Raw genomic sequence first — 19,559 nt, 5'->3', positions numbered from 1 at the left:
GATACCAATGCACACAGTTGTCCTCACGAAAGGCGTCCCCGACTTCCGCGAGGGACAGGTCTCGTTCGACGAGAACGGCCACCTCGAACGCGGGAAGACGCCGACGGTGATGAACCCGAACGACCGATTCGCGCTTCAGGCGGCCCTCCAGACACGCGTCCGACACGGAGGGACCGTCTCGCTGACGAGTATGGGGCCGCCGGGGTACAAGGACGTCCTCCGCGAGGGGATGGAGTCGGTGTACGCCGACGACCTGTATCTCGTCTCCGACCGGGAGATGGCGGCCGCAGACACCTGGGCGACCGCCATCACGCTCAGCGCGGCCATCGAGAAGATGGGGATGCCGGACCTCGTGTTCGCGGGGTTCAAGACGGCCGACGGCGAGACGGGCCACACCGGACCGCAGACCTGCTGGTGTCTGGACATGCCCATCGTCACGCACGTCGTCTCGCTCGACGTCGACGAGGAGGCGGAGACGGTACGCGCGAAACGACTCGTCGAAGGCGACATCGAGGAGATGGAGACGGTCGAGACGTCGCTGCCGGCGTTCATCGTCGTCGACCCCGAGTTCGCGCCCAGCTATCGGTCGGCGGGTCACCGACTCACGCTGAAGGACCTCCGCGCGGAGACGAGAGAACGCGCCGAGAACTTCGAGGACCACCTGACGGTCTGGGATCACGCCGACATCAACGTCGACCCCGACTACATCGGACTCGACGGGTCGCCGACCATCGTCTCCTCCGTCGACCCCATCCCGAAGGCGCCCGCCGAGCGCGAGGCGACGATGGTCGACCCCGGCGACAGAGAGGGAATGACAGAGGTGCTGGAGACGATGGAACCGCTCGCCGCCGGCGCTGCAACCGACGGGGGAACCACCGATGCGACGACCGACGGTGGGACTACCGACGCGACGGAGGGAGGTGACTGACCGTGTCGGACCTCGACCCGAACGACTACGAGATGGCCGAACTCGGCCCGGCGATCAAGGACGTCGAAGACGTCGTCGCGCTGAAGGCCATCCTCGACAGGGAGAAGGAGGGACAGAACCGGCCGGGAGCGATCTCGCTCATCGAGAGTCGCATCGAGAAGTACGAAGCAGAGGAGGAGGACGTCGACACCGACGCGCTGAACCTCGACGACATGTCGACCGCCGACGTCGGCAACGCTGTCCAGTCCATCGACGACGTCGACGAACTACGCTCGCTGCTCGAACGCGAGGAGACCGGACAGGACCGCGGGAGCGTCAAGGGACTGATCGAGAGTCGTATCGACTCCGTCGCCGGCAGCGAGGAGGAGGAGAGCGAGGAGGCCGAACTCGAGGAGGACCTCCCGCCGGAGGAGAAGCATCCGGACCTCTCGCATCCGACCGCCGACAAGCGTCACGTCCGCGCGCTGCAGGACGGCGTCTACCGCGATATGTGGGTCTACTGTGAGACGCAGGCGGGCGAGTTGATCGACGTCTCGAAGGAGATGCTCGGGAAGGCCCGCGAACTGATGGACGAGTACAACGACGACTACGACGCCGAGGAGCGAGTCGTCGCGGTGCTCGTCGGCGACGACGTCTCGAAGCACACCGACGACGTGATCGCCTACGGCGCGGACGTGGTCGTCGTCCACGAGGACGACCGGTTGAACCGGTTCCAACACACCCCGTACTGCGAGATCTTCTGTGACATGGCCCGCGCCGGGGCGAGCCACGAGGGTGGTGAGATCTCCGGCGGCCGCGACGAGGACTGGCGCGACTACGACAAGCCGCGCTACGTGCTCTTCCCGGCGACGAACAACGGACGGGACCTCTCGGCGCAGGTGCAGGCGGAACTCGACTCGGGGCTCGCCAGCGACTGTTCGGGGCTCTACATCGAGGATACGGTCATCTCGAACCCCGTCAAGACCGGCGTCGCGGGCGAGAAGAAGACGTTCGAGCGCGTACTCCACATGAAACGTCCGGACTTCTCGGGGTTCGAGTACTCGACGATCCTCTGTCTCGACAACCCGCGACGGGAGTTCCACCCACAGGGTGGCTCCGTCATCCCGGGGAGCTTCGAGATTCCGGCCCCCGACTACGACCGTGAAGGCGAGGTCGTCCGCCACGAGGCCGACCTCGCCGACGCCTGGTTCCAGATCTCGGTCACCGACTACGAACGGTTGGACGAGGGGATCGACCTGACGGGCCACGACGTCGTCGTCGCCGTCGGTCGCGGCATCGGCGACGACCCGACGAAGGGGATGGAACTCGCGCTCGAACTCGCCGACGCCTTCGAGGACGCCGAGGTCGGTGTCTCCAGAGGGATCGTCACCGGCTCCTACCAGTTCGACGGCCACGTCGAGCAGTACACCCACGAGGAGCGACAGATCGGCGAGACCGGGCAGGTCGTCGCACCGAAACTCTACGTCGCGGCCGGCATCTCGGGAGCGGTCCAGCACAAGGTCGGGATGGACGAGTCCGACGTCATCGTCGCCGTCAACACCGATCCCGAGGCGAGGATCAGAGACTTCTCGGACTACTTCGTCGAGGGCGACCTCTTCGAGGTGCTGCCCCGGCTGACGAAGGCGTTGAAGAACGGCGAACTCGACCTCGAACTGGCCGGTGCGAAACCGGCCGGCGACGGCGCGGCCGCGACCGACGGAGGTGGTGGCGCATGAGCGACGACTACGAACACTACGAGGCCGTCGTCGTCGGTGCGGGGCCGGGCGGTGCGGCCGCCGCGGCGACGCTCGCGAACTACGGCGTCGAGACGCTCGTCCTCGAACGCGGCGTCGACGCCGGGTCGAAGAACGTCTCCGGCGGGCTGATCTACGCCGAGGAATCGGCACCGTACACCGTCGACGACCTGTTCCCCGACTTCCGCGAGGAAGCCTCGGAGCGCCCCATCACGGAGTACTACCTCCACAACGTCGCCGGCGAGAACGTCAAGACGTTCGACCTGACCGACCTCCACGAGGACGACACGGAGTGGTCGGACGCCGTCCTCCGACGGACGATGGACTCGTGGCTGGCCGAACGCGTCCACGAGAAGACCCGTGAGACGGGCGGCGGCCTGCTGACCGACGTCCACGTCGACGGACTCCTGCGCGAGAACGGCCGTATCGTCGGCGTCACCTGTGACGAACTCGACCCTATACGAGCAGATATCGTCGTCGCCGCCGACGGCGTCAACTCCGAACTCGCCCGCGACGCCGGACTGATGGACTGGGAAGAACCCGAGGAGTGGTTCCAGGGCGTGAAAGCCGTCGTCGACGTGCCCGGCGACGTCATCACCGAGCGGTTCGGCGTCGGCGAGGGCGAGGGCGTCGCCCACCTGTTCTCGGGCGACCTCTTCCAGGACGTCCGCGGCGGTGGGTTCCTCTACACCAATCAGGATTCGCTGTCCATCGGGACGGTGTTCCACCTCGACAGCCTCGTCGCCGAGCGAGCCGAACCGCACGAGTTGCTCGACGCGCTGCTGACCCATCCGCTGCTCGCGGAGTGGTTGGGCGACGAGTACACCGAACTGGAGTACTCGGCGAAACTCGTCCCCGACTCGAAGAAGGTCGCCCTGCGCGAACCGCACGCGGACCGTCTCGTCGTCGTCGGCGACGCCGCCGGCCAGATGCAGGCACAGGGGCCCATCATCAAGGGGATGAACCACGCCGTCACCGCCGGTGCGCTCGCCGCCGAGGCGTTCGCCGAGGCGAAGGCGCGCAACAGTCCCGAGTCGGCGGGCGAACTCTACGCGCAGAAGCTCCGCACCGAGGGAGTGATGAAGAAACTCCGGCCCCGCGGCTACGACGTCGTGAGCGCCGTCGGCGAACACGAGTCCGTGACGGAGCTCACCGACCGAGTGCTGGAGTCGTCGCTGGGTCGACTCGGGGTCCGCGCGTTCGGTGGGCAGTTGGAACAGCTCTACAACGCCTCGTCGCTGTCGATGCTGGTGCCGGACACCCGAACGCCGTACGTGACGCTCCCGACGGTCATCGCCGAAGAGCTGGGTACGCCGGTGACCGACGAGAACACGGTCGAACCGCCGAGTCTGGAGGAGCGCATCGGCGACCTGACCTACGACACCGACATCGGCAACCCGCACATCACGCTGCGTGACAACTCCTTCGAGGCCAGCGGAGCGGCCGTCACGGCCTGCCCGGTGAGCGCGATGGACTACGGCGGCGGCTGTTACCGCGAGGAGACGATACGGACCAACGGGAGCGAGGAACGCGTCGTCAGCCTCGACACCCAGCCCTGCGTCGAGTGCGGCACCTGCGCCATCGTCGCCGACACCGAGTGGACCCACCCACGCGGCGGGAAGGGCGTCGAGTTCAAACAGGGGTGAGGACGGTGGCCGAAACGACCGACGGTGGCGACGGACCCCGCCACTCCGGCTACGTCGACCGCATCCGCGACCTCGCTGCCGAGGCCCGAGAAGCCCGCGAGACGTTCGACCCGCCCGAGCGGACCGACCCGAGCGGCGACGGAGAGGCTGCCACCGAGGCCGACGAGCGGGCGCTTCGGTGTGCACGCGACGGTGTCGGTCCGGTGGTCGCACTCTACGTCGAGGCCCACAGCGCCGCGTGGGACGTCGAGTTCTCCGGCGAGGAGCTCAGACTGCTCCACCGGGCGCTGAACGACTGGCTGTCGCTGTACGCGCGCTGTTACGGCGTCGACCTCGACGCCGCCTTCTCGATCCGGGAGGCGGCCGAGCTACTGCTCAAGACGCACGACATCTGCGACACGGCGCAGCTGCTGACCTGCGTGCCGCCGCGACGAGGCTGACGCGCGGGACGCTCCGTCTTTTAAGTATCACGAACAACAATTAAGTACTGGAACGTGGTAGCAAGTGACATGGATATAACGGAGAGTCTCAGTTTCGACCACAAAGACCGTAAAGACATCTACGACTACATCGAGAGCAACGGCACCGTCCGCGAGGACGAGATCCGACGTTCACTCCGTCTCGACCCGGGTGCGCTCGGGACACACCTCACGATCCTCCGACGCGACGGCTACATCCGCAAGGTGGGCGACAAAGTACAGGTCGCCTACGAGGACGAGGAAGCCGAGGTCTACGAGGTCGACGGCACCGAGTTCACCATCCGACTGCCCCAGGAGATCGACCGCGACCGACTCGTCGACGCCATCAACGAGGTGGCCGCCGAGGGGACCTACATCGAGGCCGAGACGGTCGCCGACGTCGTCGACCACGAGGAGGTGATCCTCCGGCACAACGAGGTCGGCTCGCGGATGTTCTTCGTCGCCACCGTCGAGGACGACGTGGTCGGGTGGGTCCACCTCGACCTCCCCGAGGCCGAGAAACTGAGCCACACCGCCGTGTTGACCGTGGGACTCCGACCCGAGCACCGCGGCCACGGCATCGGGGGCAAACTGCTCGAACGCGGCACCGAGTGGGCGCGCGAGCACGAGTTCGAGAAACTGTACAACAGCGTCCCGGCGACCAACGAAGAGGCCATCGAGTTCCTCGAATCCCGCGGGTGGGAGACCGAGGCCGTCCGCCAGGACCACTACAAGATCAACGGCCACTACGTCGACGAAGTGATGATGGCCGTCGACCTGCGGTGAGCGGCCGACCCACTGTTCTTTCGTCGTCGCCGAGAGCGACTGCCGTCGACGCGGTGAACGTTTCGTTGACCTCCCGTCGCGACCGTCGGCGTCGTCACGGAGACGTTCGACCGGCACCGTCGCGGCTACCTCCGGGCGATGCGAATCTGCGGCGCAGTCGGACTCGTCGGCGTCGGTGGGCTCCTCGTTGCCATCGTCGTCAGCGGACTCTGAACCCCACCTCACCGCCAGTCCGCGTCCGCGCCCTCCAGCGGTTCGGCGACCACGCCGTCCTGTTGCACCAACGCCCGTCCGTGTGCCGTACAGACGTCTCTGTCGGCGTCCCAGGGGATGTAGAGGCGCACGGCGGCGGGGTTCGCACAGTCGTCCTCGCTGCACTCGTCCATGTCTCGACGTAGCACGCGCCGGCTCTTGACTGCTACTCCGTGTACCGCTCGCGCTCGGCGTGTGCGACGTCGCTCCCGTAGGCGTCGACGAGCGGTTTGTAGGCGTCGCCGAGCGACCGCATACACTGGCCGGTCGAGTGGTAGCCGAGTTCGTCGGCCACGGCGTCCCACGGCCGACACTGCAGCACCTTCCGGACGAGCAGGCGCTCCTCTCGGGCCGTCAGCTCCGCTCGCTCGGGGTCGGCCAAGTGCCGAACCGCGAGGTCGCGGAACGCCCGCGGGGCGGTGCCGTAGAGCCCCGGTCCGTAGGACGCGCCGGCGACGACCCGCCAGTCGCGCTCCGAGAGATCGAGCGGGGGCGTGCCGTGAGCCGCCCGAACCGCGGCGCGGGCGACGTCGGGTTCGATGTCGTCCAGCGAGTCCGCGAGCACGCCCTCGACGCGCCGGAGGAACCAGTCGGTGTGCCGCCGCTGTACCTCGCGGCCGGCGTCGCTCGTCGGATCGAGCATGATCGCCGAGTACTCGCCGCTGGTGGCGTTTCTGGTGGTCGAGAGATGGACCGTCCGGTAGCCGTTGCGATCCCAGAAGTCCAGCAACTCGGGGGTCGCCCCGTAGCCGACGCCCAGCCAGTCGACGTCGTCCCCGAACTCCTCGCGGATCTCGGTCAGGAGCCGCGACCCGAGTCCCTGCGAGCGGACGGCGTGGTGCGTCGCGATGCGCATGACGCGGTAGCCGACCGGGACGGCGGCGTCCTCGTCGCGGAGTTGGCTGGTGAGCACGTCGGGGAGCATGTTGCCGCGTACCCGCCCGCCGTCGTACATCTCTCTGCGCGTCTCGGCGTCGAGCCCTCCCTCGCGAGCGAGCAGCGCGACCGAGACGACGTGACCGTCGTGGAGTAGCGCCCGCAGCGACAGGTTCGGTGCGTCGAGCAGGCGGGCGAGGTCGGTCGGTTCGGTCCGGTAGTGCGCGAGCACGAGCAGGCCGAACGCCTCGTTGAGCAGGTGTTCGTCGGCGACGAGCTCGTCCGCGGAGACGACGCGGTACTCGGCGTCGTCGACGGTGGCCGCCTCGACGAGCGGGTCGACGGCGGGGCGGGCGTCGAGCAGGAGCGCTCGGAACGCCCACGTCTCGACGGGGTCGTTGCGGGCGTACCGGATGGGGTCGTCGAGGTGGACGTCGCGGACGACCATGTCGCTCTCGGCGAGGCGATCCTGGAACCGGACGGAGAACCCGCGGCCTGCGCCCTCGTAGCCGTGGATCGTCGTGAAGAACCCGACCGACGGGGCCGCGACGAACTGCGAGAGCAACCGAACGGGCAGAGCCGCGGCCTCGTCGACGACGACGACATCCGGGTCGCCGGGGAGCGTCGCGGCCGTCGGCGGGTCGGCGAAGCGGACGTGGCCGCCCTCGATCGTCCGGAGGTGTCGCTCACGTCCCTCGTCGTCTCCCGTCTCGCCGGCGAGCGCGCCGAGTTCCGCGAGCAGCGTGCGCGCGCGGACGAACACTTCCGCCGCGTTGCGACCCTTGGGCGCGGTGACGAGCACGTCCCGGCCCTCGGCGGCAAGACTCCCCGCCGCGAGGCCGGCTGCGCTCGACTTCCCCCGTCCCCTGTCGGCCTCGACGACGACGGCGTGGCCCGACTCCCGGAGCAGTTCCAGCGACCGGACGGCCCGCGCCTGGTCGGCCGTGAGACACGACTCGTAGGCCCGGCGGGGGAACTGTGCGTCCGCCGGTACCGGCGGGTCGCGTCGCGGTCCTGCAGGTGGTGCGTCGGTGAGGCCGTCGCGTTCGACGGCCCCGCTCACGAGGTCGACGACGGCGACGCCCGGATGCTCGCGGAGCGTGTCGACGAGTCGCTTCCGGAACCGACCGGTCACGTCGTCCACAGTGAACGGGGGGACGGCGAGGTACTCGTCGAAGCCGCCGCGTCTCGTCGGCCACTCGTCCAGCGGCGGCGTGAGGAGGACGAGCAGGCCGCCGCCGTCGACGGCGCCGACGGTCCGCCCGATAGCGTTCGGCGAGAACTCCCCGTGGGCGTCGAGGACGACGCAGTCGCGGGTCGTCCCGAGCAGTCTGTCGGCGTGTTTCGGGTGGAGGCGTTCGAACCGGAACCCCTCCGTGGCCGTGACGACGGTGACGCCCTCGTCGGGGTAGCCCGCCCCCTCGACGGCGTCGTAGGCGGCGTCGATGCCGGCGTCGCGGTCGCCGGCGAGGACGAGCAGTCGACGCTCGTTCGCCCGTTCGGCCTCCGCGCGGAGTCGCCCAGCGAGGGCGCTGACGGTCATATCTCCCGGTTGTCGACGGGGGCGTATTTCGGTTTCTCTCTCGGGTCGCGTCCCGTTCTCAGACCTCGTCTAACTCCTCGAGGTCTTCGAGGTCTTCACTCGCGGTGAAGGCGAACTTCTTCGCGGCGACGGCGACAACGACCAGGAGGAGTAGTCCGAGCACGACCGGCAGGAGTCGCGTCCCGCCGGAGGAGTCGGCAGCCTCCTCGTCGAGTTCCGTCTCCGTCTTCGACTCGTCGCTCTCCTCGCCGGCTCCGCTATCTTCGCCCGTACTGATCGATTTCGGTCCGAACTGGACGTCTCCGTCGCCGAGCCGTATTTCGAGGAACGTGAACTTCTTCTCCGTCATACTCGTCAGTACGCCAACCAGCGGCTTAGTGGTTGTCCCCGCATCGTCGCCTTCTTGCGCTTCCACCGGCGAGGACGGGTATGGATGACACACGACGCGACTTTCTGGAATCGCTGTTGACGACGCCCAGTCCCTCCGGGTTCGAGGCCGCCGGGCAGCGCGTCTGGGTCGACTACGTCTCGGAGTTCACCGACGAGGTCACCACCGACGCCTACGGCAACGCCGTTGCGGTTCACGAGGGTAGCGGCGACGGTCCCGACCTCGTCTTCGCAGGTCACGCCGACGAGATCGGCTACATCGTCCGCGACGTCACCGAGGACGGCTTCCTCCGACTCGGCCCCATCGGCGGCGTCGACCGGACCGTCTCGAAGGGCCAGCACGTGACCGTCCACGGCGAGGAGGCGGTGCCGGGCGTCGTCGGGCAGACGGCGATCCACCTCCGCGACGTCGGCGAGGAGAAGTACGAGGACGTTCAGGAGCAGTTCGTCGACGTCGGTGCCGACAGCGAGGCCGAGGCGCGCGAACTGGTCGAGGTGGGCGACCCCGTCACCGTCACCACGCAGGTTCGGCGACTCGCGGGGACGCGACTCGCCGCCCGCGGGATGGACAACCGCATCGGGACGTGGGCGGCCGCCGAGGGGTTCCGCCGAGCGGTCGAGGCCGACGTGGACACGACCGTCTACGCCGTCTCGACGGTTCAGGAGGAGAACGGCCTGCAGGGGGCGAAGATGGTCGGCTTCGACCTCGACCCCGACGCGGTCGTCGCCGTCGACGTCACGCACGCGACCGACAACCCCGACATCGAGTCGGAGCGACGAGGACCGGTCGAACTCGGCGACGGGCCGGTGATCGCCCGGGGGAGCGCGAACCACCCGAAGCTCGTCGACCTCGCGCGGTCGGCCGCCGCAGACGAGGGGATCGACGTGCAGTTGCAGGCGACGGGCGTCCGAACGGGGACCGACGCCGACGCCTTCTTCACCAGCCGCGGCGGGGTCCCGTCGCTGAACCTCGGCCTGCCGAACCGCTACATGCACACGCCGGTGGAGGTCGTCGACACCGACGACCTCGTCGCACTCGCCGACGTACTCGGTGCGATGGCGCGGGACGCGACCGACGTCGACTCGTTCGCCGTCAACGTCTGAACGGGACGTGACCGAGCGGGGGGACGGACGACCGACGTCCACCACCCGGCCTCGATCACCACCCTCGCGCGTCGAGTGCGGCGAGGATACGGTCGACCGCCTCGGTCGGAGTCGTCCGCTCGGTGTCGACGACGAGGTCGGCGTCCGGTTCGTCGAAGTCGTGGTAGATGGTGTAGACGCCGCGCTCGTCGATGGGGTCCGCGCGGGTTCGGTTCCGCTCGAGACACGTGTCGAGGGATGCGACCAACCGAACGAGGAACACGTCACCGAGTCGCCGGAACCGACGCCGCCACTCGCGGCGGAAGAACGTCCCGTCGAGGATCCACTCGCCGTCGCTCTCGTCGGCGTCGGCGACGATCCGGGACATCCGGTCGTACGGCCGCCGCCGGAAGTCGTCGGAGTGGAGGAGGCGGACCGTCCGACCGCGCTCGGTCAGTCGGTCGGAGAGACGTGTCGCGACGGTCGTCTTGCCGGTTCCCGGCGGGCCGCAGACGACGACGAATCTCCGGCGAGGGGGAGTTGGACCCACGGCCGTCGCTTCAGATCGAGCAGTCGCCGACGTACTCGACCCGGTCGGCCTCCGCTTCGAGCAACCGGTGACGGACCGCCTCGTCGATCCACGCCTCCAGCGACTCGGTCTCCGGTCGTACCTCCTCGATACGGTCGTGGATGTCGGCGTCCAGAGTGAGGGTGACGGGGAGTGGGGCCATAGCCGAGCTAACGTCAGCAGATCACAAAAAATGTGTGTCATATATTTACACAGGTGGCGTTCGCGGCGAGCGCGCCTGTAACTCGCTCACACAGCTACTGGACCGAAAGAAAACCGTTAAAAGTCGCCGAAGGGTCTGTCCAGACATGGCTGGAACTATCGAAGCACTCGTTCCCGGCGGGGAGGCCACCCCTGGCCCGCCCCTCGGTCCGGAGCTCGGACCGACGCCCGTGAACGTGCAGGACGTCGTCAACGAGATCAACGAGCAGACCGCCGCGTTCGACGGGATGGAGGTCCCTGTCACGGTCGAGTACGACGACGATGGCTCGTTCACCATCGAGGTCGGTGTCCCGCCGACGGCCGCGCTCGTCAAAGACGAGGCCGGATTCGAGACCGGTAGCGGCGAGCCCCAGAAGGACTTCGTCGCCGACATGAGCATCGAACAGGTGAAGAAGGTCGCAGAGCAGAAGAGCTCCGACCTCCTCGCCTACGACACGAAGAACGCCGCGAAGGAAGTCGCCGGCACGTGTGCCTCCCTCGGTGTCACCATCGAAGGCAACGACGCCCGCGAGTTCAAGAAGCGCGTCGACGACGGCGAGTACGACGACGTCCTCGGCGAGTAAGCGACCTCTCTTCGTCTTACGTTTCTCCCCGGTGAGCGGTAGCTACGGCGAAGTTCGCCGACTGCTGCTCTCCTGTCTCACGCCGAGTCGACCAGCCGGATCGCCTTCCCGGACGTCTCCTCGGTCGCCCGACTGGTGAACATGACGCCGTCGTCGTCGACGTGTGGCGTGCTGCTGACCCAGCCGTCGGCGGAGACGTCCCAGACGCGCTCGCCGTCTCCCTTTCGGAGTGCGTAACAGTTCGTGTCGTACGACCCGACGAGCACGTGTTCGCGCGTCACGGTCGGACAGCCGACGACGTAGCCGCCGGTCGCGAAGTTCCACCGCTCCTCGCCGGTGGCGGTGTCGAGTGCCCGCAGTCGGCCGTCGTGGCCGCCGATGTAGACGGTTTCGTCGTCGGTGTCGACCGAGGCGCCGCCCATCACCATGTCGTCGGTCTCGAACGCCCACTTCTCCGCGCCGCTCGCGAGGCCGACGCGGTAGACCGAGTGGTCCCACGACCCGAAGAACGCGCTGTCGTCGAACGTCGCGATGGGGCCTTTGACGGCACCACCGGTCTCGAACGTCCAGACGTGTTCGAGCGCCGGGTAGGACCAACCGTAGAGGTTGCCGTCGTTGGACCCGACGACGAGTCGACCGGCGTCGCGGTCGATGGCGAGGATGGAGTGGGGGTGGTCGGTCGGCGTGTCGTCGGTCCAGACGGCCTCGCCGGTGAGCGCGTCACAGCCGGCCATCGAGCCGTCCGGGGTAGGGTGTTCGACGGCGATGTAGACGACGCCGTCGTGGTAGGCGGGGCTGGAACCGATGGAGCCGCCGAGTCGGGTCCGCCAGACTCGCTCGCCGGTCGCGACGTCGAACGCGTAGAGCGCGCCGTCGTACGCGCCGACGTAGACCAACCCGTTCGCGACGGTCGGCGTGCCGTGGATGCCGCGCGTACTCGACTCCGTGTCGGCGACCCAGTTCACCGCCCCGTCGACGGTGACGGAGCGCACCTCGCCGGAGTCGCCGGGGACGAGGTAGTTGCCGTCCGGGTCGCGGACGACGCTGGCCTTCGCCGCGGTGTGGTCGCCGACGTTGATCTCGGGGATGCGCCACGCGGTGCGAACGTCGGCGGGAACCGTCGCCTCGGGGTAGTAGCCCTGTCGCTTCAGCCCGCCGCGGAAGGTGGTGAACGCCTCGGCGTCGGCGGGCGCTCTGTCCGCCGCACCCGGCCCGGTCGGCGCCTCCGGTCCGCGGTGAGGGAGCAGCTGACGGGCGTCGGCGAGTCGGCCGGCACAACCGGCGAGTCCGAGGCTCCCGCCGAGCGCCGCCGCGCGGAGGAACGACCGTCTGCTGTGGGGACCGCTCATCTCCTCGGGGATGCACGTTGACGGGTAATAGAGGTTGTGTCACCACCGTCGAGCGCGGCGCTCACGCGCCGAGCAGCAGCGTCGCGTAGCAGACCGCGCCGACGACGAACGACGGGAAGGCGCTCTGTCGCTCCGCCGGGATCTCCTCTTTGGTGACGTTGAGGACGATCCCGCCCGCGAGGAACGCCTCGAGGACGGCCAGCGACGGTTCGGCGAGGGCGAACAGCTGTGCCACACCCCACCCGCAGAGGACGGCGAGTGCGAGTATCCACCGGCCGCGTCGGTGGTAGGCGTCCGCGTGGTGGCGGCGGAACCCCGCGTCGACGACGAAGAAGTGCAGCGCCATCGCCACCGCGAAGACGGCGACGCTTCGGAGTCCGTCGTCGATGCGGTGGACGAGCAGATAGCCGACGAGACCGCTGTAGACGCTGAACGTCCCGACGTGGAGCTGGAAGACGCCGCTCGTCTCGGTGTTCGTTCCATCGCCGTCGTCACCGGACGACCGCTGTGCGAGGTTCTCGAGTCCGTAGAAGACGACGAAGCCGGCGAGTGCGACGAGGTAGGCGTGGTGGTCGAGAAACGACTCGACGGGACCGACGTCGGCGAGCGTCCGTTGGCCCGCTCGGAGTGCGGGGAGGAGGTGGACGAAGACGTACGCGGCGGAGACGCCACCGGCGAACGAGAGCCACTGTCGGGTCGAGACCAACGCTGTCGGTCGGAGCAAGGGGACGAACAGGTGGACGAGTGCGAGTCCGACGGCGAAGTACAGCGGAGCCGACTCCATACCGAGTACTGCCGCGAGTGCGGGCAAATGAGTGGCGGCCGACGAATCGAACGGTCGTCGCCGTCGACCGGGCGTACGTGACGAATTCACATCCACAGCGGCGTCTTCGGTCGTATCTGCTTCGACGGGTTTAAGTTCGAGATGACCGTGCGTCGAAACGAGACAGGCATCGCCTGTTTCACTGACCCGTAGGAGCACTCCTGCGTACTACGGAGGTGAATAATGGCAGACGACACAATAGTACAAGCAGTCTCTCGCGCACTCGACGAGGCACCCGAGCGGAACTTCCGCGAAACGGTCGACCTCGCCGTCAACCTGCGCGACCTCGACCTTAACGACCCGTCGAAGCGTATCGACGAGGGCGTGGTTCTCCCCGCCGGCACCGGCCAGGACACCCAGATCGTGGTGTTCGCGACCGGTGAAACCGCGCTCCGAGCAGAAGACGTCGCCGACAAAGTTCTCAGTCCCGACGAACTGGAAGAGCTCGGCGACGACACCGATGCTGCCAAGGACCTCGCCGACGAGACCGACTTCTTCGTCGCAGAGGCCAGCATGATGCAGAACATCGGTCGCTACCTCGGTACGGTGCTGGGTCCGCGCGGCAAGATGCCGACGCCGCTCCAGCCCGACGACGACGTGGTCGAAGTCGTGAACCGTATGAAGAACACCGTCCAGCTTCGCTCGCGGGACCGCCGCACGTTCCACACGCGCGTCGGTGCCCAAGACATGTCGGCCGACGAGATCGCCGACAACATCGACGTCATCATCCGACGTCTCGAAGCGAACCTCGAGAAGGGGCCCCTCAACATCGACTCCGTCTACGTGAAGACGACGATGGGTCCCTCCGTGGAGGTCGAAGCATGAGCGAGACCGAATCCGCTCGACGGACCGAGACGATCCCGCAGTGGAAACAGGACGAGGTCGACGAGCTCGTCGACTTCATCGAGAACTACTCCTCTGTCGGCATCGTCGGCGTCGCGGGCATCCCGAGCAAGCAGCTCCAGAACATGCGTCGCGGTCTGCACGGGCAGGCCGAGGTCCGCATGAGCCGGAACACGCTCGTGGTTCGCGCACTCGAGCAGGTCGACGAAGGCGTCGAAGACCTCACCGAGTTCGTCGCGGGCCAGATCGCGCTCATCGGCACGAACGACAACCCGTTCGGGCTGTACAAACAGCTCGAGGAGTCGAAGACCCCCGCCCCCATCAACGCGGGCGAGGTCGCGCCGAACGACATCGTCATCCCCGAGGGTGACACGGGCGTCGACCCGGGTCCCTTCGTGGGCGAACTCCAGCAGGTCGGCGCGAGCGCACGCATCATGGACGGTTCGATCCAGGTCACCGAGGACTCGACGGTGCTCAGCGAGGGCGAAGTCGTCAGCGAGGACCTGGCGAACGTCCTGAGCGAACTCGGTATCGAGCCGAAGGAGGTCGGTCTCGACCTCAAGAGCGTGTACTCCGAGGGCGTGCTCTTCGCACCCGAAGAGCTCGCCATCGACGTCGACGAGTACCGCGCGGACATCCAGTCGGCCGTCTCGGCGGCGACCAACCTCTCGGTCAACGCCGTCTACCCGACGACGCAGACCGCGCCCACGCTCCTCTCGAAGGCCGCCGGCGAGGCCAAAGCACTCGGCCTCCACGCCGCCATCGAGAACGAAGAGCTCATGCCGGATCTCGTCGCCCGCGCCGACGCGCAGCTCCGCGCGCTCGCCGCACAGATCGACGACGAGGAGGCACTCCCGGAGGAACTGCGCGGCGCAGCGGCGCCCGCCGAATCCGCCGAGGAGGAAGACGCACAGGCTGACGAAGAAGAAGACGCAGAAGCCGACACCGAGGACGCTGCCGACGACGACGACGAAGACGACGACGAAGGCGACGGTCTCGGCATGATGTTCGGCTAACGACAAGGAACTTAGGACAATGGAATACGTTTACGCAGCTCTCATCCTGAACGAGACGGACGAAGAGATCAACGAAGACAACATCACGGCGGTCCTCGAGGCCGCTGGTGTCGACGTCGAAGAATCCCGCGTCAAGGCGCTCGTCGCCGCGCTGGAGGACGTCGACATCGAGGAAGCGATCGATACGGCCGCTGCCGCACCGGCAGCAGCCCCCGCCGGCGGCGCCGCCGGCGGCGACGAGGAGTCCGAGGAGATCGACACCACGGACGAGGAAGAAGAGGCCGCAGAGGAAGACGAGGACGACGACGAGGACGAATCCTCGGGCGAAGGCCTCGGCGAGCTGTTCGGTTAAACCGGACCGCACGCCTCGCTGTCTCGACGCACGAATCCCGATTTTCTTTCGACGCCACGTCCGACAGCGACGGCGTCGTCGACGTGGACTGTCCCGCCTCCCCACCGAGCCGACGGTTTATCACCGATGAGGCGGCCACCTCGTCGCGATGGTCCTCCCAGGCGTCTCCGTCGCTGCCGACCCCGCGACGAGCCTCGCCGTCGTCGGCTTCGCAGTCGGTGGCGTCGCGCTCGGGACGCTGAGCGGGTTGGTGCCGGGGCTCCACGCCAACAACTTCGCGCTCCTCTTGGCCGCCGTCGCATCCTCCGTCCCTGGACCCCCGCGTCTCGTCCGTGTAGCGATGCTGGCCGCGGGCGTCGTCCACACTTTCCTCGACGTCGTCCCGGCGCTCGCACTCGGCGTCCCCGACGCAGCGATGGCGGCGACGGCACTCCCCGGTCACCGTCTCGTCGTCGCCGGGCGCGGACGCGAGGCGCTTCGCCTCTCCGCGCTCGGGAGCGGCGCGGCCGTCCTGTTCGCGATACCGCTCGCTCTCCCGGTGACCGCCGCGATGACGGCGGCCTACCCCGTCGTCCGCGCGCACCTTCCGCTGGTGCTCGCGGCCGTCGTGGGGTTTCTCCTCGTGACCGAACCGACTCACCGGGCCGCAGTCGCGGTGCAGTCGCCTTCGCCGCCAGCGCCCTGCTCGGCGCGCTGACGCTGGATATCTCGCCCGCCGCGCCGCTGGACGCAGGGGGGATGCTCGCACCGCTTTTCACCGGACTGTTCGGCGCGCCGGTGCTCCTCGACGCGATGGACGGTGCGGGCGTCCCGCCGCAGGCCGACGCGCGGGTGACGCTGAAGCGACGGACGCTCGGATCGACCGCGTTCGCCGGCGCTGCGGCGGGGGCAATCGTCGGCTACCTGCCGGGCGTCTCCGCCGCCATCGCCTCGGTGCTCGCACTGCCCGCCGTCCCGGGCGACGACGACGCGCGCGGCTTTCTCGTGGCGACGAGCGGTGCCAACACGGCCAACACCGTCTTCGCGCTGTTCGCGCTGGTCGCGCTCGGGACGCCCCGGACGGGCGTGATGGTCGCGCTCGACGGACTCGACGGGTCGCCGTCGCTGCCGCTGTCGCTTTCGGTCGTCGCCGTCGCCGCGACCGCCGGGTTCGCGCTCGTCCTCCTCGTCGGCGACCGCTATCTCCGAGCGGTCGGTCGGACGGACTACCGACTGCTCTCGGTGTCCGTCCTCGGTCTGCTCGTCGTCGTCTCGTGGCTGTTCGCCGGCGCCGTCGGCGTCGCGGTGTTCGCTGTGTCGACGCTCGTCGGACTCGTCCCGCCGCGACTCGGCACGCGTCGAGTGCATCTGATGGGGGTGCTCGTCGGGCCGCTGGCGCTTGGCCTCTGAGACTGCGCGGGGAAAGACAATCATTAAAAGTCGTCACCCGGTTTGTAGGGGTATGAGCCAGTCGCAGCAACAGGAGCGTCAGTGTGTCTCCTGTGGCATCAACATCGCCGGGATGAGCGCTGCCCGCTTCAAGTGCCCGGACTGTGGGCAGGTCATCTTCCGATGTGCGAAGTGCCGCAAACAGAGCAACCTCTACGAGTGCCCCGACTGTGGGTTCATGGGTCCGTAATCATGGGAAAGGTAGCAGCCAAGATGAAAGTCATGCCGCAGAGCCCCGAGATCGACCTCGACGCGCTCCAGGAGCGTCTCGAGGAGGCCCTCCCCGAGGGCGGAAAGATCAGCCGCGTCGACCGCGAGGACGTCGCCTTCGGTCTCATCGCGCTGTTCCCGACGGTCATCGTCCCCGACGGTGCCGGTGGAACGGAAGCGATCGAGGAGGCGTTCGCCGGCGTCGAGGGCGTTGAGTCCGTCAGCGTCGACGAAGTCGGTCGTATCTGACGGCCTCTTTCTGAGCCACCGGACGGCGTCGCCGTCCGTGTCTTCTCATCCAACCCTGACCGCTCGGGTCGTCTCGCCGTGACGACGCGTAGCTATAGTAGCGAGTGCAACTGTCTACACACCCGACCGCACGACAGCGGCCGGTCGGGTGTGTGATGACGTGCACTCGCTACTATACAGCGCTCGCTCTCGGCACGACCGACGAGTTCGCCGCGGACGGCGAGCCGACTCTCTCGGTCGTCGGCCGGTGGTCACTCGAAGAAACTCGTCGGTACACTCAGAAGCGTACCGACGGCAAGTCGTCCAGAAGAGTCGCTAGCGACGCTCACCCGTGGTCGTCACGCCGACGTTCGACCGTCGCGTCCGCGTAGCATCGCTCTGGACGCTCTCGAGGTAGTGAAGCGCCTCTTGCAGGTACGCCTGCTGGTGTGGATCGAGTTCGTGGTACTCGTCGGTGCCGATGGCGTGTTCTAGGTTCTTCATCGCCGTTGCCAGACTGTCCCCGATGGTTTGGTTCTCCATCTCGAATCAATCGAGTCCACACTCCTTGATAAAATCGAGCTAACCGGGGGGTAAGCGGGGTCGATATGCTCTAAATAGTAACTGTTCTGCAGTGTGATAAATAATCGGACCACGCGCCGTCAGCACAACTGACTCGCCGAACCGACTGCGAGTAGCGCGACCCGCCGTCCAGGCGTGACGCGGGCAGTCCACCTCGGTGGAAGTCAAGAGACATCTACACGGCTCCCCCTCTTCGAACCGTAGGATGATCAAAAGTACTATAGTTTGGTTGACGTACGTTCATCTATGTACCAGACCCCGGCCGCCACGTACGGGTCCGTTCCAGTCGTCGTGACGTTCTGGCTCTACGTCGGTCTCGCGCTCTCCGTCGCCCTCCTCGCGAGCGAGCTGGGAGCGTCCGGAGGGGCGTCGTTCGCCGTCTTCCTCCTCGCGGCGATCGGTCTGCTAAAGCTGTTCCTCCCGCTGTTTCGACGGTTGCTGCCGACCGCACGGCACGAGCGGTAACGCGGTGAGCGCGGTGTCGGCTACTCCAGCGCCGCGTCGAACGCGTGCTGGAGGTCCGCCTTCATGTCGTCGACGTGTTCGACGCCGACGCTGACACGGACGAGTCCGTCGGTGAGACCCGCCGCGAGACGTTCCTCGCGCGGGATGGCCGCGTGGGTCATCGCCGCGGGCTGTTCGATGAGGCTCTCGACGCCGCCGAGCGACTCGGCGAGGGTGAACACGTCCGTCTCGCTGACGACGGTGCTGGCCTCGTCGAGACTGCCGTCGAGTTCGAACGAGAGCATCCCGCCGAAGTCGTCCATCTGCTCGCTCGCCAGTTCGTGTTGTGGGTGGCTCTCCAGTCCGGGGTAGAACACTTCCTCGACCGCCTCGTGGTCGTCTAGCCACTCGGCGAGCGCGCGGGCGTTGTCGCAGTGGCGGTCCATCCGCACTGGGAGCGTCTTCGTCCCGCGGAGGACGAGGAAGCAGTCGAACGGACCGGGCGTCGCGCCGACGGAGTTCTGATAGAAGCCGATCTCCTCGTCCAACTCCTCGTCGTCGACGACGAGCGCGCCGCCGACGACGTCGGAGTGGCCGCCGAGGTACTTCGTCAGCGAGTGACAGACGACGTCCGCACCGTGTTCGAGCGGTCGCTGGAGGTAGGGCGTCGCGAAGGTGTTGTCGACCGCACAGAGGGCGTCGTACTCGTGGGCGAGGTCGGCGAGCGCGTCGACGTCGTTGATATTCATCAGCGGGTTCGTCGGCGTCTCCACCCAGACGAGTTCCGTGTTCGACCCCATCGCGTTCTCGACGGCGTCGTGGTCGGTCGTGTCGACGAAGTCGAACTCGAGGTCGAACTTCTCGTAGACCTGCGTGAAGATACGGTGGGTACCGCCGTAGACGTCGTCGCCGGCGACGACGTGGTCGCCCGCCTCCAGCAGGTTGAGCACGGTGTTGATCGCCCCCATCCCGGAGGAGAAACAGCGGCCGAACGCGCCGCCCTCCAGCGCCGCGAGGTTCTCCTCCAGAGCCGTCCGCGTCGGGTTCCCCGTCCGCGAGTACTCGTAGCCGCGATGTTCACCGGGACCGTCCTGTTTGTACGTGGAGTTGGCGAAGATGGGCGTCATGAGTGCGCCCGTCTCCTCGTCGGGTTCCTGTCCGGCGTGGATGGCGCGCGTCTCGATGCGCTCGTCGTCGGTCATACCGACGCCATCGCCTGCAGGCGTCTAAAGACTGGCT

The 19,559-nt window shown here is 67.6% G+C and carries 22 protein-coding genes and 1 pseudogene; 14 read left to right on the top strand and 9 right to left on the bottom strand.

Features of this window, described 5'->3' with window-relative positions; all coding sequences use genetic code 11:
• Positions 1-7: 7 nt before the first annotated feature.
• The 5 genes from BSG17_RS10095 to BSG17_RS10075 all read left to right on the top strand — a co-directional run bounded on the left by BSG17_RS10095 (position 8) and on the right by BSG17_RS10075 (position 5,551).
• Positions 8-928, top strand: coding sequence for an electron transfer flavoprotein subunit beta/FixA family protein (locus BSG17_RS10095; protein WP_089823596.1), 921 nt, complete (start codon positions 8-10; stop codon positions 926-928).
• A 2-nt stretch (positions 929-930) separates the two neighbouring features.
• On the top strand, positions 931-2,643 hold the full coding sequence (locus BSG17_RS10090) for an electron transfer flavoprotein subunit alpha/FixB family protein (RefSeq protein WP_089823594.1): 1,713 nt from the start codon (positions 931-933) through the stop codon (positions 2,641-2,643).
• A complete protein-coding gene (locus BSG17_RS10085; RefSeq protein ID WP_089823592.1) occupies positions 2,640-4,307 on the top strand; it encodes an FAD-dependent monooxygenase in 1,668 nt (555 codons plus the stop codon). Before BSG17_RS10090 ends, BSG17_RS10085 begins: the two co-directional genes overlap by 4 nt.
• Before the next feature lie 5 nt (positions 4,308-4,312).
• Positions 4,313-4,747, top strand: coding sequence for a DUF8055 family protein (locus BSG17_RS10080; RefSeq protein WP_170864772.1), 435 nt, complete (start codon positions 4,313-4,315; stop codon positions 4,745-4,747).
• Positions 4,748-4,816: 69 nt separating this feature from the next.
• Positions 4,817-5,551, top strand: coding sequence for a bifunctional helix-turn-helix transcriptional regulator/GNAT family N-acetyltransferase (locus BSG17_RS10075; RefSeq protein WP_089823588.1), 735 nt, complete (start codon positions 4,817-4,819; stop codon positions 5,549-5,551).
• A 221-nt stretch (positions 5,552-5,772) separates the two neighbouring features.
• Here the strand turns inward: BSG17_RS10075 and BSG17_RS26965 are convergent, their stop codons facing one another.
• The 3 genes from BSG17_RS26965 to BSG17_RS10065 are packed head-to-tail and all read right to left on the bottom strand — an operon-like array spanning position 5,773 to position 8,571.
• Positions 5,773-5,937 (bottom strand): DUF8014 family protein, encoded by a 165-nt coding sequence (locus BSG17_RS26965; protein ID WP_170864771.1) that lies wholly within the window; start codon positions 5,935-5,937, stop codon positions 5,773-5,775.
• Positions 5,938-5,969: 32 nt separating this feature from the next.
• On the bottom strand, positions 5,970-8,222 hold the full coding sequence (tmcA, locus tag BSG17_RS10070) for a tRNA(Met) cytidine acetyltransferase TmcA (RefSeq protein ID WP_089823586.1): 2,253 nt from the start codon (positions 8,220-8,222) through the stop codon (positions 5,970-5,972).
• A gap of 58 nt (positions 8,223-8,280) precedes the next feature.
• Positions 8,281-8,571, bottom strand: coding sequence for a hypothetical protein (locus BSG17_RS10065; RefSeq protein ID WP_089823584.1), 291 nt, complete (start codon positions 8,569-8,571; stop codon positions 8,281-8,283).
• Between the two features lie 80 nt (positions 8,572-8,651).
• Between BSG17_RS10065 and BSG17_RS10060 the strand changes: the two genes are divergently transcribed.
• Entirely contained in the window at positions 8,652-9,713 is a 1,062-nt protein-coding gene (locus tag BSG17_RS10060) for a M20/M25/M40 family metallo-hydrolase (protein ID WP_089823583.1), read from the top strand.
• Positions 9,714-9,768: 55 nt separating this feature from the next.
• Here BSG17_RS10060 and BSG17_RS10055 read toward each other — a convergent pair whose 3' ends face one another.
• Together BSG17_RS10055 and BSG17_RS27480 are read right to left on the bottom strand one after the other, a co-directional pair.
• On the bottom strand, positions 9,769-10,242 hold the full coding sequence (locus BSG17_RS10055; RefSeq protein ID WP_211609103.1) for an AAA family ATPase: 474 nt from the start codon (positions 10,240-10,242) through the stop codon (positions 9,769-9,771).
• 10 nt (positions 10,243-10,252) lie between these two features.
• Positions 10,253-10,423, bottom strand: coding sequence for a hypothetical protein (locus BSG17_RS27480; RefSeq protein ID WP_211609102.1), 171 nt, complete (start codon positions 10,421-10,423; stop codon positions 10,253-10,255).
• Between the two features lie 145 nt (positions 10,424-10,568).
• On the opposite strand from BSG17_RS27480, the gene BSG17_RS10050 reads away from it, so the two are divergent.
• Positions 10,569-11,045 carry a 50S ribosomal protein L11 gene (locus BSG17_RS10050; protein ID WP_089823580.1) on the top strand — a complete coding sequence of 159 codons (477 nt, stop codon included), beginning with the start codon at positions 10,569-10,571 and terminating at the stop codon, positions 11,043-11,045.
• 77 nt (positions 11,046-11,122) lie between these two features.
• On the opposite strand, the gene BSG17_RS10045 is transcribed toward BSG17_RS10050, so the two are convergent.
• Together BSG17_RS10045 and BSG17_RS10040 are read right to left on the bottom strand one after the other, a co-directional pair.
• Positions 11,123-12,394, bottom strand: a complete 1,272-nt coding sequence (locus tag BSG17_RS10045; RefSeq protein ID WP_089823578.1) for an outer membrane protein assembly factor BamB family protein — start codon at positions 12,392-12,394, stop codon at positions 11,123-11,125.
• 61 nt (positions 12,395-12,455) lie between these two features.
• The gene (locus tag BSG17_RS10040; RefSeq protein ID WP_089823929.1) at positions 12,456-13,178 is read right to left on the bottom strand and encodes a hypothetical protein; all 723 of its coding nucleotides are present in this window, start codon (positions 13,176-13,178) and stop codon (positions 12,456-12,458) included.
• Between the two features lie 222 nt (positions 13,179-13,400).
• On the opposite strand from BSG17_RS10040, the gene BSG17_RS10035 reads away from it, so the two are divergent.
• The 6 genes and pseudogenes from BSG17_RS10035 to BSG17_RS10010 all read left to right on the top strand — a co-directional run bounded on the left by BSG17_RS10035 (position 13,401) and on the right by BSG17_RS10010 (position 17,315).
• A complete protein-coding gene (locus tag BSG17_RS10035; protein ID WP_089823576.1) occupies positions 13,401-14,042 on the top strand; it encodes a 50S ribosomal protein L1 in 642 nt (213 codons plus the stop codon).
• The gene (locus BSG17_RS10030) at positions 14,039-15,076 is read left to right on the top strand and encodes a 50S ribosomal protein L10 (protein ID WP_089823574.1); all 1,038 of its coding nucleotides are present in this window, start codon (positions 14,039-14,041) and stop codon (positions 15,074-15,076) included. The genes BSG17_RS10035 and BSG17_RS10030 overlap by 4 nt, the downstream gene beginning before the upstream one ends.
• Positions 15,077-15,095: 19 nt before the next feature.
• Positions 15,096-15,428: a 50S ribosomal protein P1 gene (gene rpl12p / locus BSG17_RS10025; protein ID WP_089823572.1), complete on the top strand. Its 333-nt coding sequence runs from the start codon at positions 15,096-15,098 to the stop codon at positions 15,426-15,428.
• A 148-nt stretch (positions 15,429-15,576) separates the two neighbouring features.
• Positions 15,577-16,817, top strand: a pseudogene (locus tag BSG17_RS10020) (tripartite tricarboxylate transporter permease).
• Positions 16,818-16,869: 52 nt separating this feature from the next.
• The gene (locus BSG17_RS10015; RefSeq protein ID WP_009367546.1) at positions 16,870-17,046 is read left to right on the top strand and encodes an HVO_2753 family zinc finger protein; all 177 of its coding nucleotides are present in this window, start codon (positions 16,870-16,872) and stop codon (positions 17,044-17,046) included.
• Positions 17,047-17,048: 2 nt separating this feature from the next.
• A complete protein-coding gene (locus tag BSG17_RS10010; RefSeq protein WP_089823571.1) occupies positions 17,049-17,315 on the top strand; it encodes an elongation factor 1-beta in 267 nt (88 codons plus the stop codon).
• Between the two features lie 315 nt (positions 17,316-17,630).
• On the opposite strand, the gene BSG17_RS10005 is transcribed toward BSG17_RS10010, so the two are convergent.
• A complete protein-coding gene (locus tag BSG17_RS10005) occupies positions 17,631-17,837 on the bottom strand; it encodes a hypothetical protein (RefSeq protein WP_089823569.1) in 207 nt (68 codons plus the stop codon).
• A gap of 285 nt (positions 17,838-18,122) precedes the next feature.
• Between BSG17_RS10005 and BSG17_RS10000 the strand changes: the two genes are divergently transcribed.
• Entirely contained in the window at positions 18,123-18,341 is a 219-nt protein-coding gene (locus BSG17_RS10000) for a hypothetical protein (RefSeq protein WP_089823567.1), read from the top strand.
• A 20-nt stretch (positions 18,342-18,361) separates the two neighbouring features.
• On the opposite strand, the gene BSG17_RS09995 is transcribed toward BSG17_RS10000, so the two are convergent.
• Positions 18,362-19,522, bottom strand: a complete 1,161-nt coding sequence (locus tag BSG17_RS09995) for a cystathionine gamma-synthase (RefSeq protein WP_089823566.1) — start codon at positions 19,520-19,522, stop codon at positions 18,362-18,364.
• Positions 19,523-19,559 lie beyond the last annotated feature (37 nt).

It is taken from the genome of Halogranum amylolyticum (assembly GCF_900110465.1).
Classification (GTDB): domain Archaea; phylum Halobacteriota; class Halobacteria; order Halobacteriales; family Haloferacaceae; genus Halogranum; species Halogranum amylolyticum.
The sequence above is the reverse complement of the archived record's forward strand: the minus strand, read 5'-3'. Positions and strand labels throughout refer to the sequence as shown.

Coding starts and splice junctions, on each gene's coding strand:
- BSG17_RS10095 (WP_089823596.1), top strand. CDS start 8: ATGCACACAGTTGTCCTCACGAAAGGCGTCCCCGACTTCCGCGAGGGA.
- BSG17_RS10085 (WP_089823592.1), top strand. CDS start 2,640: ATGAGCGACGACTACGAACACTACGAGGCCGTCGTCGTCGGTGCGGGG.
- BSG17_RS10075 (WP_089823588.1), top strand. CDS start 4,817: ATGGATATAACGGAGAGTCTCAGTTTCGACCACAAAGACCGTAAAGAC.
- BSG17_RS26965 (WP_170864771.1), bottom strand. CDS start 5,937: ATGGACGAGTGCAGCGAGGACGACTGTGCGAACCCCGCCGCCGTGCGC.
- tmcA (WP_089823586.1), bottom strand. CDS start 8,222: ATGACCGTCAGCGCCCTCGCTGGGCGACTCCGCGCGGAGGCCGAACGG.
- BSG17_RS10065 (WP_089823584.1), bottom strand. CDS start 8,571: ATGACGGAGAAGAAGTTCACGTTCCTCGAAATACGGCTCGGCGACGGA.
- BSG17_RS10060 (WP_089823583.1), top strand. CDS start 8,652: ATGGATGACACACGACGCGACTTTCTGGAATCGCTGTTGACGACGCCC.
- BSG17_RS27480 (WP_211609102.1), bottom strand. CDS start 10,423: ATGGCCCCACTCCCCGTCACCCTCACTCTGGACGCCGACATCCACGAC.
- BSG17_RS10050 (WP_089823580.1), top strand. CDS start 10,569: ATGGCTGGAACTATCGAAGCACTCGTTCCCGGCGGGGAGGCCACCCCT.
- BSG17_RS10045 (WP_089823578.1), bottom strand. CDS start 12,394: ATGAGCGGTCCCCACAGCAGACGGTCGTTCCTCCGCGCGGCGGCGCTC.
- BSG17_RS10040 (WP_089823929.1), bottom strand. CDS start 13,178: ATGGAGTCGGCTCCGCTGTACTTCGCCGTCGGACTCGCACTCGTCCAC.
- BSG17_RS10035 (WP_089823576.1), top strand. CDS start 13,401: ATGGCAGACGACACAATAGTACAAGCAGTCTCTCGCGCACTCGACGAG.
- BSG17_RS10030 (WP_089823574.1), top strand. CDS start 14,039: ATGAGCGAGACCGAATCCGCTCGACGGACCGAGACGATCCCGCAGTGG.
- rpl12p (WP_089823572.1), top strand. CDS start 15,096: ATGGAATACGTTTACGCAGCTCTCATCCTGAACGAGACGGACGAAGAG.
- BSG17_RS10015 (WP_009367546.1), top strand. CDS start 16,870: ATGAGCCAGTCGCAGCAACAGGAGCGTCAGTGTGTCTCCTGTGGCATC.
- BSG17_RS10010 (WP_089823571.1), top strand. CDS start 17,049: ATGGGAAAGGTAGCAGCCAAGATGAAAGTCATGCCGCAGAGCCCCGAG.
- BSG17_RS10005 (WP_089823569.1), bottom strand. CDS start 17,837: ATGGAGAACCAAACCATCGGGGACAGTCTGGCAACGGCGATGAAGAAC.
- BSG17_RS10000 (WP_089823567.1), top strand. CDS start 18,123: ATGTACCAGACCCCGGCCGCCACGTACGGGTCCGTTCCAGTCGTCGTG.
- BSG17_RS09995 (WP_089823566.1), bottom strand. CDS start 19,522: ATGACCGACGACGAGCGCATCGAGACGCGCGCCATCCACGCCGGACAG.